The organism is Algimonas ampicilliniresistens (assembly GCF_030159955.1).
Lineage (GTDB): Bacteria > Pseudomonadota > Alphaproteobacteria > Caulobacterales > Maricaulaceae > Litorimonas > Litorimonas ampicilliniresistens.
Window position 1 is genome coordinate 1,124,061 of the sequence record NZ_BSNK01000002.1, and the last position, 18,355, is coordinate 1,142,415.

At 54.2% G+C, this 18,355-nt stretch carries 16 protein-coding genes; 9 read left to right on the top strand and 7 right to left on the bottom strand.

Going from position 1 to position 18,355, the window contains the following annotated elements:
• Window positions 1-2: 2 nt before the first annotated feature.
• Together QQL54_RS13225 and QQL54_RS13230 are read right to left on the bottom strand one after the other, a co-directional pair.
• Window positions 3-989, bottom strand: coding sequence for a Gfo/Idh/MocA family protein (locus QQL54_RS13225; protein ID WP_284391574.1), 987 nt, complete (start codon window positions 987-989; stop codon window positions 3-5).
• Window positions 976-1,932: an ABC transporter ATP-binding protein gene (locus QQL54_RS13230; protein ID WP_284391576.1), complete on the bottom strand. Its 957-nt coding sequence runs from the start codon at window positions 1,930-1,932 to the stop codon at window positions 976-978. Before QQL54_RS13230 ends, QQL54_RS13225 begins: the two co-directional genes overlap by 14 nt.
• A gap of 50 nt (window positions 1,933-1,982) precedes the next feature.
• Here QQL54_RS13230 and QQL54_RS13235 point away from each other — a divergent pair, with 50 nt between their 5' ends.
• Window positions 1,983-2,201, top strand: a complete 219-nt coding sequence (locus tag QQL54_RS13235; RefSeq protein ID WP_284391578.1) for a zinc-finger domain-containing protein — start codon at window positions 1,983-1,985, stop codon at window positions 2,199-2,201.
• Window positions 2,202-3,095, top strand: a complete 894-nt coding sequence (locus tag QQL54_RS13240) for an S-methyl-5'-thioadenosine phosphorylase (RefSeq protein WP_284391580.1) — start codon at window positions 2,202-2,204, stop codon at window positions 3,093-3,095.
• Here QQL54_RS13240 and QQL54_RS13245 read toward each other — a convergent pair.
• Complete coding sequence (locus QQL54_RS13245) at window positions 3,092-4,153, bottom strand: 5-(carboxyamino)imidazole ribonucleotide synthase (RefSeq protein WP_284391582.1); 1,062 nt, start codon at window positions 4,151-4,153, stop codon at window positions 3,092-3,094. The two genes, QQL54_RS13240 and QQL54_RS13245, sit on opposite strands and share 4 nt — an antisense overlap.
• Window position 4,154: 1 nt before the next feature.
• On the bottom strand, window positions 4,155-4,640 hold the full coding sequence (purE, locus tag QQL54_RS13250; protein ID WP_284391584.1) for a 5-(carboxyamino)imidazole ribonucleotide mutase: 486 nt from the start codon (window positions 4,638-4,640) through the stop codon (window positions 4,155-4,157).
• Between the two features lie 142 nt (window positions 4,641-4,782).
• Here purE and QQL54_RS13255 point away from each other — a divergent pair, with 142 nt between their 5' ends.
• A complete protein-coding gene (locus tag QQL54_RS13255; protein ID WP_284391586.1) occupies window positions 4,783-5,406 on the top strand; it encodes a GGDEF domain-containing protein in 624 nt (207 codons plus the stop codon).
• 18 nt (window positions 5,407-5,424) lie between these two features.
• Here the strand turns inward: QQL54_RS13255 and QQL54_RS13260 are convergent, their stop codons facing one another.
• Window positions 5,425-5,673 carry a YdcH family protein gene (locus tag QQL54_RS13260; RefSeq protein WP_284391588.1) on the bottom strand — a complete coding sequence of 83 codons (249 nt, stop codon included), beginning with the start codon at window positions 5,671-5,673 and terminating at the stop codon, window positions 5,425-5,427.
• A 73-nt stretch (window positions 5,674-5,746) separates the two neighbouring features.
• Between QQL54_RS13260 and QQL54_RS15550 the strand changes: the two genes are divergently transcribed.
• From QQL54_RS15550 to QQL54_RS13280, 4 genes are all read left to right on the top strand, one after another.
• A complete protein-coding gene (locus tag QQL54_RS15550) occupies window positions 5,747-5,917 on the top strand; it encodes a YdcH family protein (protein ID WP_431355933.1) in 171 nt (56 codons plus the stop codon).
• A gap of 275 nt (window positions 5,918-6,192) precedes the next feature.
• Complete coding sequence (locus tag QQL54_RS13270; protein ID WP_284391593.1) at window positions 6,193-6,765, top strand: tetratricopeptide repeat protein; 573 nt, start codon at window positions 6,193-6,195, stop codon at window positions 6,763-6,765.
• A gap of 245 nt (window positions 6,766-7,010) precedes the next feature.
• Window positions 7,011-9,785: a hypothetical protein gene (locus QQL54_RS13275; RefSeq protein ID WP_284391595.1), complete on the top strand. Its 2,775-nt coding sequence runs from the start codon at window positions 7,011-7,013 to the stop codon at window positions 9,783-9,785.
• An 83-nt stretch (window positions 9,786-9,868) separates the two neighbouring features.
• On the top strand, window positions 9,869-12,484 hold the full coding sequence (locus QQL54_RS13280) for a TonB-dependent receptor domain-containing protein (protein WP_284391598.1): 2,616 nt from the start codon (window positions 9,869-9,871) through the stop codon (window positions 12,482-12,484).
• A gap of 43 nt (window positions 12,485-12,527) precedes the next feature.
• Here QQL54_RS13280 and QQL54_RS13285 read toward each other — a convergent pair whose 3' ends face one another.
• Both QQL54_RS13285 and QQL54_RS13290 read right to left on the bottom strand, forming a co-directional pair.
• Complete coding sequence (locus QQL54_RS13285; protein ID WP_284391600.1) at window positions 12,528-14,132, bottom strand: cisplatin damage response ATP-dependent DNA ligase; 1,605 nt, start codon at window positions 14,130-14,132, stop codon at window positions 12,528-12,530.
• Window positions 14,132-15,157 carry a ligase-associated DNA damage response exonuclease gene (locus QQL54_RS13290; protein WP_284391602.1) on the bottom strand — a complete coding sequence of 342 codons (1,026 nt, stop codon included), beginning with the start codon at window positions 15,155-15,157 and terminating at the stop codon, window positions 14,132-14,134. The genes QQL54_RS13285 and QQL54_RS13290 overlap by 1 nt, the downstream gene beginning before the upstream one ends.
• A gap of 44 nt (window positions 15,158-15,201) precedes the next feature.
• Here QQL54_RS13290 and QQL54_RS13295 point away from each other — a divergent pair, with 44 nt between their 5' ends.
• Both QQL54_RS13295 and pdeM read left to right on the top strand, forming a co-directional pair.
• Window positions 15,202-17,676 (top strand): ligase-associated DNA damage response DEXH box helicase, encoded by a 2,475-nt coding sequence (locus tag QQL54_RS13295; protein WP_284391604.1) that lies wholly within the window; start codon window positions 15,202-15,204, stop codon window positions 17,674-17,676.
• Window positions 17,654-18,346: a ligase-associated DNA damage response endonuclease PdeM gene (pdeM, locus tag QQL54_RS13300; protein WP_284391606.1), complete on the top strand. Its 693-nt coding sequence runs from the start codon at window positions 17,654-17,656 to the stop codon at window positions 18,344-18,346. The genes QQL54_RS13295 and pdeM overlap by 23 nt, the downstream gene beginning before the upstream one ends.
• Window positions 18,347-18,355 lie beyond the last annotated feature (9 nt).

An 18,355-nucleotide genomic window follows, 5' to 3' on the forward strand; every position in this document is an offset into this window, starting at 1 on the left:
CCTTAGCGTTTTCTGACCCGCATACCCAGACCGCTGGCTTCATAGATGGCATCGATCGCCTGCATCTGCTGCACGGCGGAGGCCGCATGGGTCAAGGGCAGGACCCCCATGCCTAGGCTCCCAATCAGATGGGCGAGTTGGGCATCATAGGTCGTGATCACCGACCAGCGCGGGTGATCGGCCTCTGTGACTGTGCCTTGCGGTGTGGTGATCGTGCAACCGCGATAGGGATGAACGGGGTTATCCATACGAACCGTTCCGCCCGCACCTTTGACTTCGAAAAAATTCAGACGCTCAATGTCTTCGCTCATATCGCTCGAAATCGTCGCCGTGAGACCGTCTCCGAAATCAAGCTCGGCTTCTATGAATAGGTCAATGCGAGGCTGGCCTTCGGTCGCGCGAGCGCTTCGCACCATTGGTTCACGGCCCGCTAGCGTGCGTGCAATCTGCAGCGGATAAGTGCCGAGGTCCATCAGGCCGCCGCCGCCCAACTCTGCGATGTGGCGTAACTGTCCCGGTGTGTCCGGGATCGTAACGTGAAATCGCCCTACCATATGGGTGAGGGGCCGAACCGCATCGACGGCAGCCATGAAGTGGATAAAGGCCGGGTGATATCGGTGGTGGAATGCTTCCATGATCGTGCCGGGTAGGGCAGCAATAGCTTGCGCTTCCTCGGCGTTCATGGCGAACGGCTTTTCGATCAGCTGGACTTTGCCTGCTGCCGCTAGCGCTAATTCGAGATGTTGGGATGGGGGCAGGGCGTTGTAGATGATGTCGATGTCAGGACGTGCGCACAGGGCGCGATAGTCTTCGATGATCTCAGCGTCCGGGATTCCGTTTTCTGCCGCGTAGATTTGGCCGCGTTTAACGTCGCGACACGCTATCGCGACAATCTCACAATCTTCGCGGCGCAGGGCTGGAGCAATGATCGCCTTGGGCGCGATCCGTGACGCGCCCAGCAAACCAATCGTGTAATTAGGTCGCGACATCGGACCCGTAAGTCAGCTGCAGGAAGATATCTTCCAGATCGGGTTGGTCCGTGCGTAAGTCGGCGATGGACAGGCCTGCATCCTTCACTTGGTTCAGCAAGCCGGTCACTGAATCTGAGCCTTTTTGATACGTGATCACCAGATTGCCGTCATCAATCTGGGCGTCGAGGCCTGACAGGGCAGGCGGCATTGATGTCAGAGTTTCTGTCGGTGTGATGACCAACATCCGCTTATCCATACGCGACAGGAGCGAGTCCTTGCTTTCATTAGCGACGATACGGCCTTCATGAATGATAGCAATTCGGTCGCAGAGAGCTTCGGCTTCCTCCAGATAATGGGTCGTCAAGATGATCGTGGTCCCGCGCTCATGTAGTTCCTGAACATAGGCCCAAAGTTGGCGGCGCAACTCAATGTCCACGCCCGCTGTCGGCTCGTCCAGGATGAGAACGGGTGGATTATGAACCAAGGCTTTGGCAATCAGAAGGCGCCGTTTCATGCCGCCCGAGAGCTGACGCACATAAGCGTCACGTTTGTCCGATAGGCCAAGCGCTGCAAGAATTTCCTCGCTGCGCCGCTCTGATTTAGGCACGCCATAATATCCCGCTTGCAGCTCCAGCGCTTGGAATGGTGTGAAAAACACGTCCATGGCAATTTCCTGCGGGACAATGCCGATTGAGGCGCGCGCTTGGCGGGTCTGGGCGTCGATATCATAGCCCATGATCCGTGCCGTGCCTGATGTCTTGTTCACGAGGCCGGCCAAAATGTTAATCGCGGTTGATTTGCCGGCTCCGTTGGGACCAAGCAATCCGAAGATTGAGCCACGCGGGATCGTCAGATCAATGCCATGTAGTGCCGTTTTGGCCTCTGCCTTTTTCGTCGCAGCATAGGTCTTCTTCAGCGCGATCAGTTCGATCGCAGGCGTATCTTGTGGGTTGTCTGACATAGGTCAGGCGCTTAGACGCGGACTCGCCCAACGACAAGGATCAGCCCGCCATGGTTGCTAATAATATTTCGCCGAAGCCCCGCCTGGAAGAGACAGAAAACGATGTCGTCATCGTCGCGTCAACTTACGTTAAATGCGATGGTGGCGGTGATGCGTTGGGTCATCCAGTGACGTGGCTTGATATGGGCGAAGAGACTCACGTCATTTGTAAATATTGTGACCGGGTGTTCAAACTTGATCCAAACGCGGCTCCGGGTGGGCACCATTAGATGTCACAATGGACGATCGGGGTCTTAGGCGGTTCCGGCCTCTACGAGATTGACGGGCTAGAGAACGCTCAGTGGGTAACGATCGATACGCCTTGGGGGGCGCCGTCCGATGACATTCTGTTTGCCGACTATGGCAATGTGCGACTGCGATTTTTGCCGCGTCACGGACGCGGGCATGTTCTGTCTCCATCCTCGGTCAATTACCGCGCCAATATTGACGCGCTGAAACGCGCAGGCTGCACCGATGTGCTGTCGATCAGCGCAGTCGGATCTCTCAAAAACCAGTATGAACCCGGTCATTTTGTTGCTGTGGATCAGTTTATTGACCGAACCTTTGCGCGGGAGAAGAGCTTTTTCGGACCCGGTTGTGTGGCCCATGTTAGCGTTGCCGACCCGGTCTGTCCGCGCTTGTCAAAGCTCGCGGCTAACGCAGCCGAAGCGGCTGGCGCGACCGTGCATCGACCCGCAAAAGATAGCCATTTGACCTATCTGGCGATGGAAGGTCCGCAATTCTCGACAAAGGCGGAATCCGCACTCTACCGCCAATGGGGGTGCGACGTGATCGGCATGACGAATATGCCGGAAGCCAAACTCGCGCGTGAAGCAGAGCTGCCTTACGCGACGCTCGCAATGGTCACGGACTATGATTGCTGGCACCCGGATCATGGTAGCGTTGATGTGGCCAGTGTCATCGCCATTCTGATGCAGAATGCGAAGACCGCCAGTTCGGCTGTGAAGACATTGTGTGAGACCTTGTCCAAAACGGATCGAACGACGTGCGCGGCCGGGATAGAAACCAATTTGGATGTCGCGATCATCACGCCGCCAGACGCGCGCGACCCGAAACTGGTGGCCAAGCTGGATGCAGTCGCCGGGCGGGTGTTGAACCGCTAGCCAATCCGCCGATTGATGTGGCCCATCTTGCGGCCCGGTCTGACGTCGCTTTTGCCATAAAGGTGGAGTCGTGTGCCCGGTTCGCGCGCCATAGCGTCCCAGCCTTCCACATCATGGCCGATTAGATTGGTCATCTGAACCGGCCATGCCGGTGCAGCGTCGCCAAGCGGCCATCCAGCCACGGCGCGCATATGCTGCTCAAACTGATCGGTGCAGCCAGCATCTTGGGTCCAATGACCTGAATTATGGACGCGCGGCGCGATTTCATTGACCAGCCAACCTTGCGGCGTGTCGAAAAGCTCGACTCCAATCACGCCAACATAATCGAGCGCGTCCACAATCGTCCGGGCAATCTGTCCGGGACGACCGTCATCACCTTGAGCCGGGGCTGTCGATGTGTGGAGGATATGGTCGCGGTGGACATTTTCGGTCAGCGGATAAGCCCGCACATCACCGTCATAGCTACGGGCACAGACGACGCTCGTTTCACGTGAAAAATTGACGAACCCCTCCACAATCAACTCATAGGCGCCAAGCGATTCCCAAACATCGACAATATCGCTTTCGCTGCGAAGCACAGCTTGCCCTTTGCCGTCATATCCACCGCGTCGCGTTTTTACGACGCAGGGCAGGCCGACAAATTGAACAGCGCGCTTAAAGTCATGAATGCTGTTCCCGGCATCACGAAAAGGCGCAACGTTGACGTCGGGCAAATCAGACAGGAAGCGTTTTTCTAGCAATCGGTCCTGTGCAGTTTTCAGCGCGGTTAAGTTTGGGGCTATGGGCTTTCCAGCGCCTGCAACCTCAACGGCTCGGACTGGGATCGATTCCCATTCATAAGTGATTGCCTCACAGCTTGCGCCGAAGCGGGTGAGCGCGTCTTCATCGTCATAGTCTGCTTGGGTGTGAGCGTTCGAGACTTGACCCGCCGGGTCTTCGTCACATGGCCCAAATGTGTGCGTCTTCAGACCTAATCTGGCCCCGGCGAGTGCAAGCATCCGGCCCAGCTGTCCGCCGCCCAATATGCCGATAGTGGAGCCGGGAGGAAGCGGGGTCATTTTATCCGCGTGGGTCTGTGCCGACGCTGTCCGTTTGCGCAGCGCGCCAAGCGTCGAGTCGGGCTGCTAGCGCATCGTCCGTTGTGGCGAGGATAGCAGCAGCCAAGAGGCCTGCATTCTTGGCCCCAGCCTTGCCGATAGCCAGAGTGCCGACAGGCACGCCGCCGGGCATTTGGGCAATTGATAGCAGGCTATCCATGCCGGACAGCGCCTTGCTTTCAACGGGGACGCCCAAGACGGGAAGCCGGGTCATAGAGGCGCACATACCGGGTAGATGCGCTGCGCCGCCCGCCCCCGCAATGACGACTTTGAAGCCTTTGTCGGCGGCCGTCGTTGAAAAATCATAGAGTCGTTGGGGCGTACGGTGTGCGGAAATCACTATTGCTTCATAAGCAATGCCGAGCGCGTCGAGCACAGTGGCGGCATGTTCCATCGTCGGCCAGTCGGACGTAGAGCCCATGATAATGGCGATCGGTGGGGATGACATGGTCGGGTGTCTCGCTTCCAGCGTTGGAAAGCGAGTTACCATAGCGATTACGCCGCACCGGTCAATCGTAACACCTTTCTTAGCGCGGCATTAACCCGGCATGGGCGATTGTTGGGGTTCAATTCCGTAAGGATAGTTTCGCTTGGCTGACCCAACCCGCATCGCCACAATGCTACAAACGGCCTCTGACCCAATGTCGGTTCAGATCGGTGTGACCGATACCCAATTGGCTGAGCGTAATCGCGTTCTGTCAGAAGAGGTCACACGTCTACGCTTGCGCGTGCTCGAATTGGAAGCTGCGGTCGACATGGATGCGCTGCTGCCGCTCTATAATCGCCGGGCCTTCATGCGAGAAGTCTCTCGAGCACAGTCCGTTATGTCCCGTTACGGACTTATGTCATCGATCATTTTCTTCGATCTAGATGGGTTCAAACAGATCAATGACCGCTATGGTCATGGGATCGGCGATAAGATCTTAGAGCTAGTGGCGCAGAGCCTCCTGTCTGGAGTGCGTCAATGCGATATGGTGGCGCGTCTTGGCGGAGACGAATTTGGCGTCCTCTTATTCAAGTGTGACAAGCAGGTCGCCAACGCCAAAGCAGGTGTGCTGGCGTGCCGTGTCGACGAATTAGCTTTGGCTCATCCGGACGGGATGATCGGGATTAATGCCAGTTGGGGGACGTCAACCTGTGATCCAGAGGATAGCGTCGAAAAGGTCTTAGAGCGCGCGGACCGTGCCATGTATTTGGATAAGCGGTCGGACTAACGATCGCTAAGTCAAGGGTTACGCAATGATGTCAGGTGTGATCTGGTTTTCCAAATAGGCGATTTGGTCCTTCATGGAGAGTTTAATTTTCTTCATCCGACGGACCTTCAGCATGTCGGCGACACCCGTTTCAATCAGCGCATTGATTTCTTGATCGATGCGTCTGTGCTCTGACTTCAGCTGATCCAACAGCAGAGCAGATTCCTGAGCTTCAGCCTCCGGGGAGGCGACGTCTTCTGGGTTTGGAAAGTCTGACTCATCGTTCATTCGTTGATTGTAGCGAGCGGCTCCAGCTTGTGCTACAATCTATTTATCAGCCATTTTTATATCGGAGGTCTTCATGGCGCTATCGGCTCATCTGGAACAACTGCAATCCCGGCATACTAATATAGAAGACCAGATCAATCGAGAACTCCGAAGTCCTGCCCCTGACAATGTGAAAATATCCCAGCTCAAGCGCCAGAAGCTTCAGATCAAAGACACGATCACGCAAATGGGCGCGGAAGCTTAACTCCAAAGCCATATACTTGCGCCTGTTGTTGCGGTCGCATCCAGTCTGAATGAACCTGCGCCGCGCTTATTGCGACGCAGGTTTTTCTATGGCCGTTGATTCAAAATCTCATAGTTTTACAGTTTTGTGACAGTGAATGTCATGAAACTGTCGTTTCCGGATTGACAGTTTGGTGACATTCGTGTCACATAATCTTCACAGAGCGGATAGGTACGGCTCATGATCCTGATAGTGGTCGTGACGCCAGTAGAAGCCCGCATTTGATTAGGAGATACATGATGAAAGCTCTCTATCTTGCTGCTGGACTGATCCTCGCGACGGCGACAGCCTCATCGGCCACAGAAACCTTTACGAACGCATCTAGTACCAACAGTCTGAATGTTGTGCCTGTCGCAGCTCAAGTCGATCTCAATGACTGTCTGTCGACTGAGAGCTCTTCACGCGCGATACGCGCCTGTTCGAAAACCATCCGCGCTGCACAACCGAACGACGATGTGCGCGCCCATCTTTACACCCGCCGGGCTTTGCACCGTATGGCCTTGGGTCGTTACGACGATGCTGCCAGTGATTTTACGCGCGCCGGAGAATTAAAGGATGACGATGGGTTGGAATTACTCGGGCACGGCTTCACGGCTATGATGCAGAATGATCTGAGCAAAGCCCGCCGGAAATTCGAAGATTGCAATAATCGCGGCAAGATCGCCCCGATCGCGGAATATGGTCTTGGCCTGACTTATCAAATGGCGGGCGAAACGTTGGAAGCACGGGACGCTTATCAACGGGCCTTGGCCTTGCGGCCCGGCTGGACGGCCGTCGCAGAACAGATGGCGACACTCGAAATGCCCTAAACCCAAAGGGCTGGATTTGATGATTAAAGGCTCGTTCCTTCGGAACGGGCCTTTTTCTTTATCTTACAATCACTTGCTTTAGCTTAGGTCACATGACGTCATTGAACCTTCATCGTCCTTTCATCGAAGAGACACGGATTCATAGCCGCCTCGTCACATTCAAATGGTGATGGCTGCCTCACACAGTGAGGGCTGATCGATCGATTCCCTCACGCACGAATTCTTGTCCCTCGTGAGGCTCACCCATGTTCAACCCGTCCCTGAAGCTGGCCCTTCTCGCTACAACCGCCAGCCTTATTCTCGTTGCCTGTGGAGGCGGGTCGACCTCGTCTCCCGGTTCTGCTGGGCCCGTTACAATCAACCCAACGACGCCGACGGACCCGACCCCTAATGCCAACTTGGTCGATCTGGTGCCGGGTGATGATTGTCAGGCGGGTACAACGCGGGAAACAACGGATGTCACGGTCAACGGCGCAGTTGTCGGACAAGTGGAAGCTTGCACGATTACGGGCGTCATCACCTCAAATCTGACGCTCGAAGCCAAGAATGGCTACGCGCTCGAAGGGGCAGTCTTCGTCGGCGAAGATGGTTCATCCAATGCGACACTGACCATTCCGGCAGGCACAACAATCTTTGGTGAAACGGGTGAGGACTATCTGGTCATCACACGTGGGTCGCGCATCAATGCGCGCGGCACGGCGACGGATCCGATTATTATGACATCTATCCAAGATGTTCAGGGCAGTGTCGATGCCGTGAATGATCGCGGTCTCTGGGGCGGGCTGGTGATTAATGGGGATGCGCCGATCAATCGCTGTATCGATGGCACCGCAACACCGGGCACTGCCGGATGTGAACGCTCCGGCGAGGGGTCTTCGGGTCTTTATGGCGGCGGCAACTCAGCCCATAATGCGGGCACGCTTGAATATCTTCAGGTTAAATATGCCGGGAACCTGATTAACGACTCGGATGAGCTGAACGGCATCGCTTTTCAAGGCGTCGGATCGGGCACGACCTGCAACCATATTCAAGTACATAATAATACGGATGACGGCGTCGAGTTTTTCGGCGGGAATGTTTTTTGCTCCGAGCTCGTGCTCACTGGCAATGGTGATGACAGTCTCGACTGGACAGATGGTTGGAAGGGCGGCGCACAGCGCGTGCTTATCATCCACACGGAAGGGGCAGGTGATCAGGGTATTGAGGCGGATAATCGGTCGAGCAATAATGGCGCGACACCGATTTCTGATCCGACAATCTCAAATTTCACTTTCGTTGGTAATGACGGCGATATCGGTATTTTAGCTCGCGAAGGTACACAAGGTCAGATCGTCAATGGCATCATTGTCGACTTCCCGGATGCCGGTATCGATGTCGATAATGACCTGACGCTGAGTAATTTGCAGGCGGGAACACTATCTTTCGCCTCAATCTTCCTCGACAATCCGACGAATATTCTGTCCGGCGATAGTAGTGAAACCGTTGATACACGCGCAATCATCGCCGGTAGCCCGAACATTGTTGAAGGCAATAGCTCGCTCACCGACCGCTTTTTCCCGGGTTCGAACGAACAGGCTGTTCCGGCGACCGATGTGTCGATGGAACCGGGTTTCATGACCTATAACTATATTGGTGCGTTTTCGGACACAGAGACGGCTGACAGCAACTGGGCGCAGGGTTGGACCTTCTCAGTCTTTGAGAGCCCGACGGAATGCCCGTCAGGCACACTCAGCACGGGTGATGTGGTTGGCGGCAAGCAAATCTGCTCACTCACAGGCACGATTACGCAAAATACCCGCCTCAACAATAACTTCATCTATCAGCTCGAAGGCGCGGTCTTCATTGGTGAGGATCAGGGCGGCGATCCTGCCGCGCCCATCGCCGGAGCAAACCCAGCGATTTTGACGATTGATGCGGGCACGACCCTCTACGGCGCAGCGGGCGAGGATTATCTGGTCATCTCTCGCGGCAGTCAAATTCGTTCTAATGGCACACGCAATAATCCGGTCATCATGACATCGCGCGACGAAGTCTTTGGCACAGCCGATACGGCGAATGATCGCGGCAAGTGGGGCGGTCTGGTCATTAATGGCCGCGCGCCAATTAACCGTTGCATTGACGGTACCGCGACACCCGGCACGACGGGTTGCGAACGCTCTGGCGAGGGATCATCCGGTCTCTATGGCGGCGGCACGACTGACGATAACTCTGGTAATCTGTTCTACACACGCGTGTCTTTCGCAGGAAACCTGATCAACGACTCGGACGAACTGAACGGCATCGCCTTCCAAGCTGTTGGGTCAGCCACGCAAGTTGATTATGTTCAAGTTCACAACAATGTCGATGACGGCGTCGAGTTCTTCGGCGGCAACGTCAATGTGAAGCATTTGGTGCTGACGGGCATTGGCGATGACAGCCTTGATTGGACGGACGGTTGGACTGGGAACGTCCAATACGTGATTATCGATCAGGCCAACGGCGTCGGCGACCAAGGCATTGAAGCGGATAACCGCTCGTCCAACAATGACGTGCTGCCAAGGTCCAACCCGACCTTATCCAATCTGACTTTTGTCGGGGGTGATGGTGGCGACATTGGCATCCTGCTGCGCGAAGGAACGGCGGGCGACATCTATAATGCAGTGATCACAGACTTTGATGAAGCCGGTTTCGATATCGATAATAGCGCGACCATCGCGCAGGCCACGGCCGGGACGATTGCTTTCAACTCCGTTCTGATTGCAGGCAACGCCGAGGATCTCCGCAATGATGGTGACGGTGCTACCCCGCAACAAACAGCGCTGAATAATGGCGCCAATAATCAGATCGGCGGTGCCGTGACTGACTTTGGTGCCCGCCCTGTTGGGGGTGATCGTTACGCACCGGGCGCGCCGGAACAGGCCGTCACGGCGACCAACGTCAATGCTGTCGACAGCTTCTTTGACCCGGTCACCTATATCGGCGCGGTCGAGAACGAGAACGACGATTGGTATCAGGGCTGGACCCTGCTGGTCGATCAATAGCTAAATATCTGCACGACTGACCGGGCTGGCGTTTTCGATTGCCAGCCCTTTTTAGACCATCATTCACAGGACGGATCACCGCCGTGACGCACATTCAAAAAACCCTTATTAGTACATTGCTTCTTGGGACGGCGCTCAGCCATCCGCTGACAGTGCTGGCCCAAGATACGGCACCCGATCCGATAATTGATGACACGCCACCCGCCTTCAATGATGAAGTGGTTGCGGTCGGCACCTTCATCCCGAACGAGAAGAAAATCACCTCCGAGATTACGTCGGTTCTCGACGAAGAAGTCTTTGCTCAGATCGGGGCGAGCGACATTGCCTCTGCCCTGACCCGGGTCACAGGTCTCTCGTTAAGTCGCGGGAAATTCGTAATCGTCCGCGGTTTGAATGAACGCTATTCGAGTGCGACCTTGAATGGTTCACCGCTGCCGTCACCCGAGCCGCTCCGCCGCGTCGCGCCGCTTGATCTGTTCCCGACATCGGTCCTCGCCGATGCGGTGGTGCAAAAGACGTTCTCGCCGGAATTTTCCGGTGAATTTGGTGGTGGTGCCATTAGTCTTCGGACTAAAGCTTTGCCGGATGAGGCCTTTTTCGAAGTGGCCATTTCTGGATCTGCCAATACGGAAACAACCCTGAAAGAAGGCTTGGTCTATGGCGGATCAGACACTGACTGGATCGGGTTTGACGACGGCCTGCGCGACCTACCCACTCTGGATGCAAACGGCATTCCGACTGAGAATTTTGATAATTTCTCGACCCTGATCATTGATACGAACAATAACATCCCGTTCAATGGCGGCGTCCGATTATCCGGTGGTCATGTAGTTGATCTCTCTGGCGGTCAGCGCATCGGCGTGTTGGCTACGCTCGGTTATGATAATGCTTGGGAGACCCGTCGCGGTCAGGATAACTCCACGGCTATCGGGAATAATAACGAGCTTGAAATCCGGAACGATTTTGACCGCGTCTCGACGGAAAATGTAGTGTCGCTGAACGGGCTTCTAACCGTTGGCCTGGAAATTGACGAAAACAACAAGGTTGAAGTCGTCGGTTTGGCGACCCGCCAATCCTCGGCGGAAGCTCGAATTGTTTCAGGAACAAACCGTGCAGGCGACGTGGTTCGTCGCGATTTCACCGAATGGTTTGAACGCGAAGTCTATATGGGACAATTGCTCGGCGAGCATTACCTTCCATCCCTGAATGATGCTGAAGTCACGTGGCGTGCGTCCTATGCCCAAGCGGGCCGAGAGGCGCCTTACGAGCGCCGCGTCAATTACATTGATGATCTCGATGGCCGGGGCTTCCTGTTTGAATTTAACCGTCCGGGCTCCAATAATGGATTGAATTTCTCCAAACTTGATGACCAAACACTGGATCTGGGTCTCGACATTATTCTGCCAACGAGTGTTGCAGACCGCGAAGTCGAATTCAAAGTCGGCGGGACCTATCTGGATAAAACGCGCGACACGGAAGAAGACCGATTCAATTATTTTGGGATCATCCCTGTTCCGCTACGAGAGTCGCGGATTGATCAGATATTCTCCGACGCGGTGGTCAATGCGAATATCCTTGAGATCAGACGGTCTGGCTCAGCGGGTTTCCCACTGGTTTCGGAAACCGGGCTTGAAGTGTTCGCCGGCTATGCGGCACTTGAAAGCGAGGTCATCCCCGATCTGAGGATTGCGGCGGGGCTTCGTTACGAAAGTTCCGAACAGACGACGACGATTCAGGACACGAGCTTTGGTACAGATCGGTTCACTTTCGACCCCCTTGAAGAAGACTTCATCCTGCCGGGCATCACGGCAACCTATACATTCGGTGATTGGCAATTCCGCGCCGCTGCGTCGAAGACAATCAACCGACCACAATTTCGCGAGCTGACCCCGTCCATTTTCGTCAATACGGATACGGAAGACCGTTTCGTCGGCAACCCATTCTTGACCAATTCCGAGTCAACCAATCTGGATGCGCGTCTGGAATATTATTTCGGCGCGAACCAGTTCTTCACAGTTGGCGGTTTCTACAAGGATCTAACCAATCCGATTGAAGAATTTGTCTTTGATGAAGCCGATGGTGTGCTCACAACCAGCTTTATCAATGCGCCGAGCGCGAAGCTTTATGGTCTTGAAGTCGAGTTTGAGAAAAAGTTCGCCATTGCCGAAGACTTTCCGGTCTTTGCTGGATTTCTGGGCGGTCAGGACTTCGTCATCCGCTCGAACTATACCTATGTTGACAGCTCAGTGTCCGCCGATGGCGATGTGCCAATCGTGCAACCTGTCGTGAACTTCGCCCAAGGCTTTACGCCGAACATCATCCCCGCAGCAGGTCTTTACTCTGATGGGCGTCGCTTGCAGGGCCAGTCGGATCATTTGGCCAACTTGCAATTGGGCATCGAGAGTTACGATGCTGGTTGGGATGTGTTCCTGTTGCTCAATTATAGTAGCGACCGGATCCGCGCGGTTGAGTCCCTCTCAGACAGAGCGCCTGCCATTATTGAGCAATTGCCGATCAGTCTGGACCTCGTCGTCAATCTGCCTTTTGAGATTAGGGGGGGGGACTATGAGCTGGGCCTCAAGGTCCAGAACATTCTCAACGACAAGTATGAGGCCACGCAGACGCTCGGCAACACAATCGTCGTCGATGATTATGAGATCGGGACAACCTTTTCAGCAAGTTTGAAACGCCGCTTCTAGAGCGGCATCTCATTTGCAGGATAAGTTAGAGACTCTAGAGAGTTTAAGCGCCGACTAACTTCGCTAAAGTCTCTATTCTATCGGCCTCTGCAGCGGGTTTGTCCCAGCGGATTCTATGAATGCGGGGGAATCTGAGTGCGTAGCCTGATTTGTGACGGCTACTGACTTGAGCGGCGTCGAAGGCGACCTCGAACACGAGCTCTTTCTTGACCTCTTGGACGGGCCCGAAGCGATTTAACTTATGACTCCGGACCCAATTATCGATCTTTTTGAGTTCTTCATCGGTGAAGCCAAAATAGGCTTTGCCAATAGGTAGAAGTGCGCCGTCTTCATCCCAAAGACCAAAGGTGTAGTCAGAATAAAATGATGAGCGTTTGCCAGTCCCGCGACGCGCATACATGAGCACGGCGTCAAGCAGAAAGGGGTCGCGCTTCCATTTATACCAGGCGTGTTTGGGGCGGCCTGACGTGTAGACGCTATTGATGTCTTTCACCATCAAGCCTTCAATCAATCCGCCCGTTTGGGCAGCCTGTTCGCGCAGGGCTATCAGATCTTCTACGGTCTTGAAGGGCAGGGTTTCCGATAGGGTGATATAGTCGTCTGAATAAGCCTCAACGACCCGTTTCAACGTCTCCCTGCGACGTATCAAGGGCAGGTGTCGTAGGGTCTCAGACTCCCATTCCATAACATCATAAGCGATGACGTGAGCGGGAAATTTTTCGATGAGCGTTTTCGTGGGCTTTTTCTTATTCAGCCGCTGTTGCAAGTCATTGAAAGACCCAATGTCTCCATTTGGCCGAACAACAAGTTCGCCATCAATAACGCCATTAAAATCGACAACGTCTATGAGGTCGGGAAAACTGGCCGAAATATCCTCACCCTTACGAGAGAAGACTTTGGCTTCCCGATCATCGCCCTCTTTTCCATTCGACGCGATTTGGATGCGGATACCATCCCACTTCCATTCCGCCTGATGGGTGGCGGGCGTAATCCGCGCTAGGTCTTTTTCTTCATCAATAGGATGGGCGAGCATAACAGGCGAGAATGTCACGATCTGGCTCATGTCCGGCAACTCGGCCCGACCATCTACCCATGCGAATAAGTCTTGGTAGGGCGGCGTCAGCCCGTGCCAGGCCGCTTCGACAATATCGATGTCGACGCCCTTCATCTTCGCCAATGTTTGCTTCACGGACCGCGCGGACATGCCGATCCGTAATCCACGCGTCCCAAGCTTCAGGAGCGCCCAGCGTTGTGACGGCGACATATTGTCGAGCAATATGATCAGATAATCTCTGATCTCAACCTTGCTGCGCGATTGGAATTCGCCAATGACTTCATGCAAGCTTGGGAGTCGGTTAAGCCTGACGGGGTCATCAGACCGAGGCCACGCCAAGGCGACGGTTTCGCTCATTTCCCCGACATAGTGTCGCGATATGTCGAACAGGAATGGGTCCATGCGGTCCATCATCAAGGATTTGATGACGTTGCGCTTGAATAGATCAAATGTCAGCGTGCCAGCAATGGCTGCGAGCGCCCATCCCCGGTCTGGGTCTGGTGTAGATCTCAGATAGTTGGAAAGGATCGTCTCTTTCGCCAAGTTTGAATTGGTGAAGTAGAGGTCATCCAAGAGTTCGGCAAAACGCTCCATTATTCGACGCTCTCATCGCGACCGATCAGGTTCAAAGCCTTCGCCTGCATCCCGCGTTGCTTCAGGGCATATTCTAGGGCTTCGACGCGACCATGCGTGATCCAAATGTCCCCCGCTTTAGTCTCTTCGCAGGTTCGGATGAGGTCGCCCCAGTCCGCGTGGTCCGAGACGACCAATGCCATCTCTGCGCGCTTCTGACGGGCTCGGGCTCGGATTTGCATCCATCCGCTCGCGACCGTCGGCAGGGGATCAGCAAAGCGGCGAGACCATCGATCATTGATCTGCGCGGGTGGGCATAAAACGATCTTGCCTTGAAACAGATGCTTGTCCGCGCGCGGAATGTCGCTGACCAGTTCCCACGCGCCAAAGTCTTGCCCGTAGCTTTCATACAGCTCGGTGAGTCTCTTGAGAGCTCCGTGAATGTAGAAGGGGGCTTCATATCCAGCGAGGCGCAAGGTCTTCATCACGCGCTGGCATTTGCCGAGTGCATAAACACCGACGATGTGGGTGCGATTGGGTAAGGTGCGGAGGGACCGTAAAAGTTTTTCGACTTCGGTCTCTAAAGGGGGATGCTGAAAAACGGGAAGGGCGAACGTGGCTTCGGTAATGAACACATCGCAAGGGATGACTTCGAACGGGGCACAGGTGGGGTCAGGGTGGCGCTTATAATCCCCTGCTGCGACAACTCGGGTTCCCTCAAATTCAATAACGGCTTGGGCGGAGCCGAGAATATGGCCGGCACTGGCGAACCAAAGCGTCACACCGTTTCCAAGGTCAAAGCGCTGACCATATTTTAATCCGTTTTCGCGCGTCTCATCGCCCAGATAGTAGCGGGTTCGCATGATGTCGATTGTCTCGGGCGTTGCGAACACCTCTCCGTGGCCGGACCGGGCATGGTCAGCATGTCCATGGGTGATAATGGCACGTGTGACGGGCTCAATCGGGTCGATGTAAATGTCTGCAGGCGCGCAATAGAGACCCTCTGGCCGAACTTGCATCCATTGTTCAGCTGGGGAGTTAGACATAGCAGTCGGCCTGTGAGGATGATGGTCTGTTGATGAAGTAGCGAATGACGATGATAGAAGTTCCCGCAAAAATTGAACATTGGTTCACCGATCAGAATTGGCGGATACGCGACTATCAACGTTCAATGGTCGAAGCGTTTGAGCGTCGCCAAAACACATTGCTGATCGCGCCAACAGGTGGCGGAAAGACGCTGGCAGGCTTTTTACCGAGTTTGATCGACCTGTCAGACAAGCCAGACGGTGCACCCGCGAGCCTTCATACCCTTTATATCTCGCCTCTGCGCGCGCTGACGAATGACATCGAACGGAATTTGAATAGGCCCGTTGATGATCTTAATTTGCCGATTAAAATCGGCGTCCGCACAGGGGACACGAAGTCCTATCAACGGACGAAACAGCGTAAAACGCCGCCTGACATATTATTGACGACGCCAGAAAGTTTGATGCTGCTTTTGTCCTACCCGGACGCAGAACACTATTTCTCAAATCTCAAGACTGTGATCATTGATGAGCTGCATAGTTTTGCAACGAACAAACGGGGTGACTTTACATCCTTAGCCCTATCGCGCCTTAAAACGCTCGCCCCGGGTCATATAAGGTTCGGGCTTTCAGCAACCATCGCGGATGCAGACTCTGCTGCAAAATGGTTGGGTCCGACGGGAAGCCCTGCACATGTTCTTGAGGTCAAAGGTGATGCGGCGCCTCGTATTCAGATCATGGATCCTGAAACACGCTATCCGCTGGGCGGGCATAACTCACGGTTCGCAGTAAAGGAGATTTATAAGGCTATTAAGACGGCCAATAGCACGATCGTTTTCGTCAATACGCGGGCGCAAACCGAATTGCTGTTCCAACAACTCTGGCAAATCAACGACGATCACCTGCCTATCGGGCTCTATCACGGTTCTTTATCGCGCGAGCGGCGACAGCGAACAGAAGCGATGATTGCATCCGGAAAGATCAGGGCGGTCGTGTCCACATCCGCCCTAGAGATGGGCATTGATTGGGGAGATGTGGACCTCATCTTGCAGGTTGGCGCGCCCAAAGGTGTTAGTCGATTGCTACAGCGGATTGGTCGCTCCAATCACCGGATGGACGAACCATCTGAGGCGTTAATGGTGCCGTGTAACCCCTTGGAAGCGGTCGAATGCGCTGTGGCAATCAAGGCGATTGATGCCGGGCAGCGTGATGGTGAGGATTACACGGACGGGGCCATGGATGTGGCCGTCCAATATATCGTCAACCGGGCGTGCGCTGGAAAATTCAAGAAACGCCAAACCCTGAATGAGATCAGAAGCGCATGGCCCTATCGTAATTTAGCCAAATCGGATTTCGACCTTCTCGTCAGATTTGCAGAAGATGGTGGCTACGCGCTCAGATCCTATGACCGGTTTTCACGACTAAATTCCACGTCACGCGGCTATGAAATATCGACGCCGCAACAAGCCCGGCGTCATCGCATGAACATCGGCACAATTGTCGAATATGCCAAGCTGAAGGTCCGGCGCTTTCCAAATATGAAATCCAAGCGCGGGCGAAATATTGGCGATATTGAAGAACGTTTTGTGATGGGTCTCGCGCCCGGGGACACATTCCTATTTGGCGGCGAGGTTCTGAGGTATCACGGCGTGCGCGATATGGCTCTGGAAGCGAGTCCGGCACCGAAACGCACGCCGCCTAAAGTTCCAGCCTATGCTGGCGGTATGATGCCGCTTTCCACATTCTTGGCGGACGGGGTACGCACTCTGCTGGCGGACTCGCAGAACTGGAATACTCTTCCAGAGCAGATTCAAAACTGGCTGACGCTTCAGGCACAGTTTTCGGACCTGCCGCAAGAGGCCGGTGTTCTCATCGAGAGTTTCTTTGATCGCGGTGTGAACGTTATTGTCGTGCACAGTTTCGAAGGTCGAAAGGTCAATATGGCCTTAGGCCTGTTGATGACCCGAAGGATGGAAACACTCGGATTTAAACCTCTGACTTATTCTATTACCGATTACGCGTTGACGATCACATCGATGGAGCCTGTTGAGGATGTTGAGAGCTTATTATCTGAGGACGTCCTCTCCGAAGAATATGAAATGTGGGTCGTTGAAGCCCCAATGGTCAAACGTAGTTTTCGGAAAATTGCGACGATTGCAGGGCTAACAGAGCAGCGCCTTCCGGGTGCTAAGCGGACAATGAAGCAAGTCACATTCAGCACAGATTTAATCTATGATGTTTTGCTGAAATACGATCCGGATCACATCTTACTAAGGATCGCACGAGAAGAGGCTGAGCGCGACCTTTTGGACATTCCGCGCCTGCGAAACTGGCTTGCAGATGTGCAGGGTAGGGTTACTCACAAAGCCTTGCCCCATGCATCACCCTTATCGATTCCGGCCATGATGCAGTTGGGAAAAGAGACGGTTATTGGCGACGCGAAGATCGCGATTTTGGAACGTGCTAGTCACGACTCTCAGGCCGCCATGCGACTAAACAAGGTTCAAGAGTTCATAAATGACCGAGAGACAAACTCTTAAAACCCGCGCCGGAGACATTATACTAGACGCAAGAAAAGCGGCCTTTCTTCCATCGAGCCAGACATTGCTGGTCGCCGATATGCACCTCGAAAAGGGCAGTTATTTGCGTGAGGTTGGTCGCTCTGTTTTGCCTGCCTTCGACACTCAGGACACGATCGCTCGATTACGCGATCTGGCAGATGCATATAACCCGGCGCGTATCATCGCATTGGGTGACAGTTTTCACGATATTCACGCCGATCAGCGATTATCACCAGAGGCCTCGTCTCAATTAAGGGCTATTCATTCTGAAAACTGCAAGCTGATCTGGATATTGGGCAACCATGATCCAGATATTCCGAGTGCTGTATCTGGTGAAAGACAGGACCATGTCGAGATAGACGGCTTCCTACTCACGCATCACCCACATGACCACGCTGCCGGGATCAATATTTGCGGGCATTACCATCCCAAAGCCAAAATTGGATCCCGCGCGGGATCCGTGACGGCGCCTTGTTTTGCGATCAGTGAAGACCGGATCATCATGCCGTCTTTTGGCACGTTCACAGGCGGCTTATATGTTTCAGATCCAGCATTCGTAGACGTCATGCCAGACTTGGGCGCTGTGTCTTTAACCTATCATGACCGCCTCTTTACAATCAGATACGAAACTCAGGAACAGACATATTGAAAGCCAAAG

Bases quoted from the DNA above. Each gene is read 5' to 3' on its own strand.
- QQL54_RS13225 (WP_284391574.1), bottom strand. From the start codon at position 989: ATGTCGCGACCTAATTACACGATTGGTTTGCTGGGCGCGTCACGGATC.
- QQL54_RS13230 (WP_284391576.1), bottom strand. From the start codon at position 1,932: ATGTCAGACAACCCACAAGATACGCCTGCGATCGAACTGATCGCGCTG.
- QQL54_RS13235 (WP_284391578.1), top strand. From the start codon at position 1,983: ATGGTTGCTAATAATATTTCGCCGAAGCCCCGCCTGGAAGAGACAGAA.
- QQL54_RS13240 (WP_284391580.1), top strand. From the start codon at position 2,202: ATGTCACAATGGACGATCGGGGTCTTAGGCGGTTCCGGCCTCTACGAG.
- QQL54_RS13245 (WP_284391582.1), bottom strand. From the start codon at position 4,153: ATGACCCCGCTTCCTCCCGGCTCCACTATCGGCATATTGGGCGGCGGA.
- purE (WP_284391584.1), bottom strand. From the start codon at position 4,640: ATGTCATCCCCACCGATCGCCATTATCATGGGCTCTACGTCCGACTGG.
- QQL54_RS13260 (WP_284391588.1), bottom strand. From the start codon at position 5,673: ATGAACGATGAGTCAGACTTTCCAAACCCAGAAGACGTCGCCTCCCCG.
- QQL54_RS15550 (WP_431355933.1), top strand. From the start codon at position 5,747: ATGGCGCTATCGGCTCATCTGGAACAACTGCAATCCCGGCATACTAAT.
- QQL54_RS13270 (WP_284391593.1), top strand. From the start codon at position 6,193: ATGATGAAAGCTCTCTATCTTGCTGCTGGACTGATCCTCGCGACGGCG.
- QQL54_RS13275 (WP_284391595.1), top strand. From the start codon at position 7,011: ATGTTCAACCCGTCCCTGAAGCTGGCCCTTCTCGCTACAACCGCCAGC.
- QQL54_RS13285 (WP_284391600.1), bottom strand. From the start codon at position 14,132: ATGGAGCGTTTTGCCGAACTCTTGGATGACCTCTACTTCACCAATTCA.
- QQL54_RS13290 (WP_284391602.1), bottom strand. From the start codon at position 15,157: ATGTCTAACTCCCCAGCTGAACAATGGATGCAAGTTCGGCCAGAGGGT.
- QQL54_RS13295 (WP_284391604.1), top strand. From the start codon at position 15,202: ATGACGATGATAGAAGTTCCCGCAAAAATTGAACATTGGTTCACCGAT.
- pdeM (WP_284391606.1), top strand. From the start codon at position 17,654: ATGACCGAGAGACAAACTCTTAAAACCCGCGCCGGAGACATTATACTA.